The 480-nt window shown below is 42.1% G+C and carries 1 pseudogene; it reads left to right on the forward strand.

Annotated elements, in window-relative coordinates:
• Window positions 1-480, forward strand: a pseudogene (locus tag SB775_RS27440) (hypothetical protein); the annotation flags it as partial.

Genomic DNA, 480 nt, shown 5'->3' on the forward strand with positions numbered 1-480 from the left:
GGTTCAAACTCGAACCTAGTGATGAGCTCATCTCAGCATTAAGAAAAACAGTTGGGTCAAATGCGATGGATTTCGAAAAGATGGATGGTGGCTATAAAATGGATGGTGAGATTGTCAGCAACGGGACGGCAGAATATTCCATCTTTTATGAATTAGGAACTGAAGAGGATTTAGGCTCTTATCAACAAATTCCTCTTTTGCCCCCCAAAGAAAAAATGGTTGAACTACAAAACAAAAAGTTTGACGCCATATTGATTCTTACGGTTGGCGAAGAAGAATTCGCTCTTTTTGACCTACGGACATATGCCAAGGGATTGCCACAGGAAGTCCAGCAGAAAATGGAACAGGAACTGGGAATCCAAATGGTCGTTCCTGTGTTGGATTATTATCAGGTTAAATTTGCTGAGGTTATGTATCCTCCCATCGTGAATAATGAAGTGATAGGAGATCGGCGGGTCGCAACGGTCGTCTATACAGATC

The organism is Peribacillus sp. SIMBA_075 (assembly GCF_046534585.1).